We start from the raw sequence: 8,942 nt of genomic DNA on the forward strand, positions 1-8,942 counted from the left end.
TATTATAGCGGTCTAACTGCTGCCGACGCCCGCCATGCCTGAACAGCCGTCCGTACTGCCGTTTCCGAAGTGGCTGATCGCGGTCGACACGGTCGCCGCGCTGCTCATCGTCGCAGGCCTGTTGCTTCGAAACGGTGTCATCGACGCGTCGTCCGTTCCGGCCGGCACCGACATTGTGCTGCTCGCGCTCGGTGGCCTCGGCATCGTCGGCTGCGGCGCGCAATTCGCCCGTTACGCGATGGCGACCGCCGCTGCGTCCAAATCCTCCCGCTGACCCTCCCCCAGGAGTTTCCATGTCCCTCATCGCCAATTTCGACACCGACCGCGGCCCGATCCGCGTCGAGCTCGCCGCCGACAAGGCGCCGCTCACGGTCGCCAACTTCGTGAACCTCGCCAAGCGTGGCTTCTACGACGGCCTGTCGTTCCACCGCGTCATCAACGACTTCATGGTCCAGGGCGGCTGCCCCAAGGGCACGGGCACCGGCGGCCCGGGCTACAAGTTCGAGGACGAGGCGCGTAACGGCCTATCGCACGACCGCGGCGTGCTCTCGATGGCCAACGCGGGCCCGAACACCAACGGCAGCCAGTTCTTCATCACGCACGTTTCGACGCCGTGGCTCGACGGCAAGCACACCGTGTTCGGCAAGGTGCTGGAAGGCCAGGAGATCGTCGACTCGGTGAAGCAGGGCGACATCATCCGCTCGGTCAAGATCGAGGGTGATACCGACGCCGTGCTGGCCGCCAAGGCTGACCGCGTGGCGGAGTGGAACAAGACGCTCGACGCCGACGCCCGTCCGTAATCCGTTGCTTCGCGACGCCCGCCGGTAGCTTCGGCGGGCGTCGTCGCGTCCGGGCGGGCCACCGGCGGCGCGATAGTTTCACGTGATACCATTTCGGACCTGTTCCGGCCCCTGCGCCGTCGCGCCTCGGCCGGCCTCCACTGCCGTACTTTTCGAGGTTCCGCGATGCCCCGTATCGCCTCGCGCATCGGTCGCGCCAAGCCCAGTGCGATCATGCAGGTCGCCGAAAAGGCCAAGCGTCTCAAGGCCGAAGGCCGCGACATCATCAGCTTCTCGATCGGCGTCCCGAACTTCCTGCCCGGCCCGCACGTCTACGAAGCCGCGGCCAACGCGCTCACGCACGACAGCGGCCAGTACGGCAGCAATCGCGGCGCCGACGCGCTGATCGACGCCTTCCTCGCGCACATGGCCGAGATCGGCATGACCGGCTACACGCGCGCCAACTGCGCGACCGGCATCGGCGCCAAGCACGTCATCTACAACCTCGCCGAAGCGCTGCTCGACGAAGGCGACACCATCGTCTTCCCGACGCCGTACTGGACCAGCTACGTCGACATCGCCGAGATCGTCAACGCGAAGATCGACCTGCTGCCGTGCCCGGCCGAGCAGAACTACAAGCTCACGCCTGCGCAGCTGGACGTCGCGCTCGCGAAGAAGCCGCGCGTGTTCCTGTTCAACAATCCGTCGAACCCGACCGGCATGGTCTATTCGAAGGACGAGATCACCGCGCTCGCCGACGTGCTGGTGAAGTATCCGGACACCTGGATCATCACCGACGACATCTACAACCGCATGGTGTTCGACGGCCTCGGCTATCACAACTTCGTGCATGCCCGTGCCGAGCTGCGCGACCGCGTGATCTTCATCGACTCGCTGTCCAAGACCTACGGCATGCCGGGTTGGCGCGTCGGTTTCATGGCCGGCCCGGAAGTCGTCGCGCAAGCCTGCGTCACGATGAACTCGAACCACATCACCAACCTGCCGGAAGTGACCACGGCTGCCGCGATCGCAGCGCTAACCGGTCCGCAGGACGTGCCGCAGCAGAAGTCGGCCGAGTTCCAGGCCAAGCGCGACCAGGTGATGGTGGTGATGGACAGCATCCCCGGCCTCAAGTGCCCGCGTTCGCAGGGTGCGTTCTACGTGTTCCCGGACATCAGCTTCGCGTTCGGCAAGACGCACGGCCCCAGCGGCATCGCGATCAACAGCGACGTCGAGTTCTGCAACGCGCTGCTGGAAACGAAGGGCGTGGCCTGCGTGCCGGGCTCGGCGTTCGGCGAGCCGCGCGCGCTGCGCATCAGCTACACCTGCCCGACGCCGCAGCTGCTGCCGGGCCTCGAGCGCTTCCGCGAATTCTGCGCAGAGCTCGTGTGACACATGGACGCGGAAGCGTTGAGCTCCGCGTCCAAGCCGTCCGGTAAGACCGGTGGCATCCAGGAACATTCCTCCGACAACCCCACGCTTGATCCACGGAGTTCGTACATGAAGACCCCCGTCCGCGTTGCCGTTACCGGCGCTGCAGGCCAGATCGGTTACTCGCTGCTGTTCCGCATCGCGTCCGGCGAAATGCTCGGCAAGGATCAGCCCGTCATCCTGCAGATGCTCGAGCTGCCGATGGAGAAGGCGCAGGCCGCGCTCAAGGGCGTGATGATGGAGCTCGAGGACTGCGCGTTCCCGCTGCTCGCCGGCATGGTCGGCACCGACGATCCGGAGGTCGCGTTCAAGGACGCCGACATCGCGATGCTGGTCGGCGCGCGTCCGCGTGGCCCGGGCATGGAGCGCAAGGATCTGCTGCTCGAGAACGCGAAGATCTTCACCGCGCAGGGTGCGGCGTTGAACAAGGTCGCATCGCGCGACGTCAAGGTGCTGGTCGTCGGCAACCCGGCGAACACGAATGCCTACATCGCGATGAAGTCGGCCCCGGACCTGCCGGCGAAGAACTTCACCGCGATGCTGCGCCTCGACCACAACCGAGCGCTGTCGCAGCTGGCGAACAAGGCCGGCGTTGCGGTCGGCGACATCGACAAGCTCGTCGTGTGGGGCAACCACTCGCCGACGATGTATCCGGACTACCGCTTCGCGACGGTCAACGGCAAGTCGCTGAAGGACACCATCAACGACGCCGACTGGAACGCGAACGATTTCATCCCGAAGGTCGGCAAGCGCGGCGCGGCGATCATCGAAGCGCGCGGCCTGTCGTCCGCGGCATCGGCGGCCAATGCGGCAATCGACCACATCCGCGACTGGGTGCTCGGCAGCAACGGCAAGTGGGTGACGATGGGCGTGCCGTCCGACGGCAGCTACGGCATCCCGGAAGGCGTGATGTACGGCGTGCCGGTGACCACCGCGAACGGTGAGTACACCCGCGTGACCGACCTGCCGATCGACGAGTTCAGCCGCACGGCGATGGACAAGACCCTAGCCGAGCTCGAGGAAGAGCGGCAGGGCGTCGCGCACCTGCTGTAACGCGCATGACGAAGGCGGCCACGGTCGCCTTCGTCGCTTTGGTGGTCCGGCGGTGCATGCATCGCCATCGCCCGCGATGCGGGCTGCAATCGACGAGGTCGCAATGACGCAACAGTCTGCCGGCGCACGTTTTCGTGCCGCACTCTCCGAAGAAACCCCGCTGCAGGTAATGGGCGCGATCACCGCGTACGCGGGCCTCATGGCCAAGCGCACCGGCTACAAGGCGCTGTACCTGTCCGGCGGCGGCGTTGCCGCGAATTCGCTGGGCATGCCGGACCTCGGCATCTCGACGATGGAAGACGTGCTCACCGACGCGCGCCGCATCGTCGACGCCACGCAGATGCCGCTCCTGGTCGACATCGATACGGGTTGGGGCGGCGCGTTCAACATCGCGCGCACGATCCGGTCCTTCATCAACGTCGGCGTGGCCGCCGTGCACATGGAAGACCAGGTCGGGCAGAAGCGCTGCGGCCATCGTCCGGGCAAGGAAGTGGTGCCGAAGGCGGAAATGGTCGATCGCGTGAAGTCGGCGGTCGACGCACGCACCGACGCGAACTTCGTGATCATGGCGCGCACCGACGCCGCCGCGGTCGAAGGCATCGATTCGGCGATCGAACGCGCGCAGGCCTACGTCGAAGCCGGCGCCGACATGATCTTCCCCGAAGCGATGAACTCGCTCGACGACTACCGCAAGTTCAAGGCGGCGGTGAAGGTGCCGATCCTCGCGAACCTCACCGAGTTCGGCTCCACGCCGTTCTTCACCACGGACGAGCTGCGCGACGCCGGCGTCGACATCGCGCTGTACTGCTGCGGCGCGTATCGCGCAATGAACAAGGCCGCGCTGAACTTCTACGAGACCGTGCGCCGCGAAGGCACGCAGAAGAACATCGTCGACACGCTGCAGACGCGCGCCGAGCTGTACGACTTCCTGGGCTATCACGCCTACGAAGACAAGCTCGACCAGCTCTTCGCGACGTCGAAGAACGACTGATCCGTCGCGATCCCACGAATTCCACGCTTCCGCATCGCGGAAGCCGCCATGAGAGAGATGACATGAGCGAGCAAGTGCTCCCGAAGGCCAAGAAGTCCGTCGCCCTGTCCGGCACCGCCGCGGGCAATACCGCGCTGTGCACGGTCGGTCGCAGCGGCAACGACCTGCATTACCGCGGTTACGACATCCACGACCTCGCGACGAAGTCGACCTTCGAGGAAGTCGCGCACCTGCTGGTCCACGGCACGCTGCCGACGACGTCGCAGCTGCGCGCGTACAAGGCCAAGCTCAAGCGCCTACGCGGGCTGCCGGCGATCGTGCAGGAAGCGCTGGAACTCGTGCCCGCGAACGCACATCCGATGGACGTGCTGCGCACGGGTTGTTCGGTGCTCGGCACGGTGCTGCCGGAACGCGAAGGTCATCCCGCGTCGGAAGCGCGCGACATCGCCGACAAGCTGATCGCGAGCTTCGGTTCGATGCTGCTGTACTGGTGGCACTTCACCCGCAACGGCGAGCGCATCGAAGTGCAGACCGACGACGATTCCGTCGCCGCACACTTCCTGCACCTGCTGCACGGCGAGCGTCCGTCGTCGCTGCACGCGGACTCGCTCGACAAGTCGCTGATCCTCTACGCCGAGCACGAGTTCAACGCGTCGACGTTTACCGCGCGCGTCATCGCGGGCACCGGCTCGGACCTGCATTCCTGCATCACCGGCGCGATCGGCGCGCTGCGCGGACCCAAACACGGCGGCGCGAATGAAGTGGCGATGGACATCATCAGTCGCTACGCGACGCCGGACGAAGCAGAGGCCGACATCCGCGCACGCATGGAACGCAAGGAAATCGTCATCGGCTTCGGCCATCCGGTCTACACGATCGGCGATCCGCGCAATCCGATCATCAAGGAAATCTCGCGCAAGCTCTGCGCTGACGGCGGCAACATGACGCTGTTCGACGTGTCCGAGCGGATCGAGAACCTGATGATGGACACCAAGAAGATGTTCCCGAACCTCGACTGGTACAGCGCGTCGGCCTATCACATGATGGGAATCCCGACGCCGATGTTCACGCCGCTGTTCGTCGTCGCGCGCACCACCGGCTGGAGCGCGCACGTCATCGAGCAGCGCGAGGACGGCAAGATCATTCGCCCCAGCGCGAACTACATCGGCCCGGAAGACCGCGAGTACGTGTCGATCGACAAGCGCTGATCGGTGCTCGCCGGCGCGCCCTATGAGGTGCACGCCATCGCCATCGCGACGTCCATCGTCGCGGTGGTCGTGGCGGTGGCGATCAACTTCGAAGGGATGAAGCGGCTCGGCGAGCTGTACACCCGGCATCGTAAGCGCAGCGGCGGGCCGGTCGCGCGTCACCACATGCTGTGGATGGTGTTCGGGCTGCTCGTCCTGCACGCACTCGCGATGCTGGTGTTCGGCGTCGGCTACTGGGCGCTGCTGCGCGTGCCCGAGGCGGGCAGCATTGACGGCGCGCACCGCGCCAGTGTGTTCGACGCGTTCTATCTGTCCGCGATGACGTATTCGACGGTGGGCTTCGGCGATCTCACGCCGAAGGGACCGATCCGCTGGCTCGCGGGCGCGGAAGCGCTGGTCGGCCTGATGATGATCGCGTGGTCCGCGTCGTTCGCATTTCTCGAGATGTCGCGCCACTGGCGCGATGATCTCTAACGAACCCGCGCGACGTTTCCGCCGCGCGGGCTTCAAACATCAGGCGAGGCCTTCGGCCTTGAAGGCGGCCTGCACGCCGGCGTCGGCTTCCATGCGGCGCATGAAGGCCGCGAGGTTGTCGAAACCGCTCAGGTCGACGCCGGTCTTCGTCGCCCATATCAGCGTGATGTAGAGATACGGATCCGCGTAGCTGCGGAAGCCAGCGATCCACTCGCGGCCTTCGAGCTGGCGCTCCGCGCGCTCGTACATGCCGCGCAGGCGCTGCCGAGCCATGGCGCGCACCGCGTCGAACTGCGACTCGTCGGCGATGAAACGGCCGGGCCCGAACAGCGGATGGAAGGCCGGGTGCACGTCTGCGTTGCAGAAGGCCAGCCAGCGGTTGGCTTCGGCGCGTTCGCGCGGGCTGCCGTCGCCGCCAAGACCGGAGTCGGGATACATGTCGGCGATGTAACCGACGATCGCCGCGTTCTGCGTCAGCTTGAAGTCGCCATCGACGAGCGCCGGCACCGCGCCGACCGGATTGATCGCGAGGTACGGCGCGGACTTCATTTCATCGGCCGTGAGCACCTGCACGCTGAAAGGCGCACCGGACCAGTGCAGCGAGATGTGGCAGGCGGTCGAGCAGGCGCCGGGCTTCGTGTAGAGCTTCATGGACGACTCCATTGGACGGGACCGGCGACTATCCGGCCACGCGCGGCCTTACGGCAACGCGATGGCTGCAATGGATGGTTGCGCCGATGACGTCGCGGCCGCTCAGAGCGCGACGGCGACGCTGCTTCCCTGCGCGATCGCGCGCTTGGCATCGAGCTCGGCCGCGACATCCGCACCGCCGATGACATGCACGTCGCGACCGGCCGCACGCAGCGGTGCTTCCAGCGTATTGCTCGATACCTGGCCGGCGCAGATCACGATGTTGTCGATCTCGAGCGTGCGCGGCTCGTCATCCACGGTGACGTGGAAGCCGGCATCGTCGAAGCGCACGTACTGCACGCCGCCGAGCGCCTGCACGGCGCGCGATTTGAGGCTTGCGCGATGGATCCAGCCGGTCGTCTTGCCGAGCCGCGCGCCGGGCTTGCCGGTCGTGCGCTGCAGCAACCAGATCGTGCGCGCGACGGGCGGACGCTCGGGCGCGCGCAGCCCGCCCGGGACGTCGGTGTAGTCGACATCGACGCCCCACTCGCGACGCCATGCATCGATGTCGAGCGATGGCGATACACCTTCGTGCGCGAGGAACTCCGCGACGTCGAAACCGATGCCGCCGGCACCGACGATCGCGACACGCGGGCCGACGGCGACGCGACCTGCGAGTACATCGTCGTAGCGCAGCACACGCGGATCGTCGCTGCCCGGGAATTCGACGGGGCGGGGCACTACGCCGGTGGCGACGACCACGCTATCGAAGGCGTCGAGTTGGTCATGCGTCGCGCGCGTCAACACGCGTAGGTCGATGCCATCAATCTCGATGCGACGACGGTAGTAGCGGATCGTTTCGTCGAACTCTTCCTTACCGGGAATGCGTCTCGCCAGATTGAACTGGCCGCCGATGTCGTCCGCGGCTTCGAAGAGCGTGACGTCGTGACCGCGCTGCGCGGCAACCGTCGCGCATGCAAGGCCGGCGACGCCAGCACCGACCACCGCGACGCGTTTGGGCGTCGACGCACGCGTATAGATCAGTTCGGTTTCATGGCACGCGCGCGGATTCACCAGACACGTCGCACGCTTGTTCTCGAACACATGGTCGAGACAAGCCTGGTTGCACGCGATGCAGGTATTGATCTCGTCGACGCGCGCATCGCGCGCCTTCGCAACCCACTGCGGGTCCGCAAGCAGCGGACGCGCCATCGACACCATGTCCGCCGCACCGCTGGCGAGCACGCGTTCGGCGACTTCCGGCATGTTGATGCGGTTGGTCGCGACGAGCGGAACGCTTACGTGCGGCTTCAGTCGTGCGGTAACGTCAACGAACGCGGCGCGCGGTACGGACGTGGCGATCGTCGGAACGCGTGCTTCGTGCCAGCCAATGCCGGTGTTGATGATCGTCGCGCCCGCGGCTTCGACCGCCTGCGCCTGCTGCACGACTTCGTTCCAGTTGAGCGATTCGTCGACCAGGTCGATCATCGACAGCCGATAGATCAGGATGAAGTCGGGACCGCAGGCTTCGCGGATGCGTCGAACGATCTCGACGGCGAAGCGCATGCGTTTCGCAGCGTCGCCACCCCAGGCGTCGCCACGCTTGTTGGTGCGCGGCGCAGTGAACTGGTTCAGCAGATAGCCTTCCGAGCCCATGACCTCGACGCCGTCGTAACCGGCTTCGCGCGCGAGTACCGCGGTGCGCACGAACGCACGGATCTGCCGCTCGACGCCGCGCGACGACAACGCTGTCGGCTTGAACGGATTGATCGGCGCCTTGATCGCGCTCGGCGCGACCTGCAGCGGGTGATAGCCGTAGCGACCGGCATGGAGGATCTGCAGACAGATGCGTGCGTCATGCGCATGCACCGCCGATGTCACCTGTCGATGCCGACGCACATGCCACGGCATGGACAACGTCCCCGACAACGGCTTGAGCCATCCGCGCACGTTCGGCGAGAAGCCGCCGGTCACCATCAGCCCGACGCCGCCTGCCGCGCGCTCGGCGAAGTAGGCCGCGAGTTTCGGGAAGTCGCGCGCGTGGTCTTCGAGGCCCGTGTGCATCGACCCCATCAACACGCGGTTGCGCAGCGTGCAGAAGCCGAGGTCGAGTGGCGCGAACAGGTGCGGAAAGCGCGGGTGCGGCGCGTCGGTCATCGTGGATACGCGTGCGTACGGTGCGGGCACGATGCCGGGAAAGCGCGGGCGGGGCAAGGCGCAGCCGCTTCAGGCCCTGATATCCGCCCCCTGCAGACCCGAGTTGCCCGCGCAAAACGGTTCACGAAAGACGGGCGATTTCGTGCCAACGCAGCGCGCGATTAACCGAAACCCACTGAAAAAAGGCTCTTCGGGAACTTCGAAAATTGTTACGGGCCA

The 8,942-nt window shown here is 66.1% G+C and carries 9 protein-coding genes; 7 read left to right on the forward strand and 2 right to left on the reverse strand.

Translation table 11 applies throughout. The features are described from left to right. The first annotated feature begins 34 nt into the window (after positions 1-34). The 7 genes from ACVWWW_RS04895 (at position 35) to ACVWWW_RS04925 (ending at position 5,936) form a co-directional block, all read left to right on the forward strand. Entirely contained in the window at positions 35-274 is a 240-nt protein-coding gene (locus ACVWWW_RS04895) for a hypothetical protein (protein ID WP_027082437.1), read from the forward strand. Between the two features lie 19 nt (positions 275-293). Then, a complete protein-coding gene (locus tag ACVWWW_RS04900; protein ID WP_027082438.1) occupies positions 294-800 on the forward strand; it encodes a peptidylprolyl isomerase in 507 nt (168 codons plus the stop codon). A gap of 165 nt (positions 801-965) precedes the next feature. After that, positions 966-2,171 (forward strand): aminotransferase class I/II-fold pyridoxal phosphate-dependent enzyme, encoded by a 1,206-nt coding sequence (locus ACVWWW_RS04905; protein ID WP_027082439.1) that lies wholly within the window; start codon positions 966-968, stop codon positions 2,169-2,171. Positions 2,172-2,279: 108 nt separating this feature from the next. Continuing rightward, a complete protein-coding gene (locus tag ACVWWW_RS04910; protein WP_027082440.1) occupies positions 2,280-3,263 on the forward strand; it encodes a malate dehydrogenase in 984 nt (327 codons plus the stop codon). A 103-nt stretch (positions 3,264-3,366) separates the two neighbouring features. Continuing rightward, complete coding sequence (gene prpB, locus ACVWWW_RS04915) at positions 3,367-4,254, forward strand: methylisocitrate lyase (protein ID WP_027082441.1); 888 nt, start codon at positions 3,367-3,369, stop codon at positions 4,252-4,254. Positions 4,255-4,316: 62 nt separating this feature from the next. After that, positions 4,317-5,462: a bifunctional 2-methylcitrate synthase/citrate synthase gene (gene prpC / locus ACVWWW_RS04920; protein WP_027082442.1), complete on the forward strand. Its 1,146-nt coding sequence runs from the start codon at positions 4,317-4,319 to the stop codon at positions 5,460-5,462. 27 nt (positions 5,463-5,489) lie between these two features. Next, positions 5,490-5,936 (forward strand): potassium channel family protein, encoded by a 447-nt coding sequence (locus ACVWWW_RS04925; protein ID WP_155914198.1) that lies wholly within the window; start codon positions 5,490-5,492, stop codon positions 5,934-5,936. Positions 5,937-5,975: 39 nt separating this feature from the next. Here ACVWWW_RS04925 and ACVWWW_RS04930 read toward each other — a convergent pair whose 3' ends face one another. Both ACVWWW_RS04930 and ACVWWW_RS04935 read right to left on the reverse strand, forming a co-directional pair. Further along, positions 5,976-6,587, reverse strand: a complete 612-nt coding sequence (locus ACVWWW_RS04930; protein ID WP_027082443.1) for a glutathione S-transferase N-terminal domain-containing protein — start codon at positions 6,585-6,587, stop codon at positions 5,976-5,978. Between the two features lie 102 nt (positions 6,588-6,689). Next, positions 6,690-8,723 carry an NADPH-dependent 2,4-dienoyl-CoA reductase gene (locus tag ACVWWW_RS04935; RefSeq protein ID WP_027082444.1) on the reverse strand — a complete coding sequence of 678 codons (2,034 nt, stop codon included), beginning with the start codon at positions 8,721-8,723 and terminating at the stop codon, positions 6,690-6,692. Positions 8,724-8,942 lie beyond the last annotated feature (219 nt).

This window comes from Lysobacter sp. HA18, from assembly GCF_054057595.1.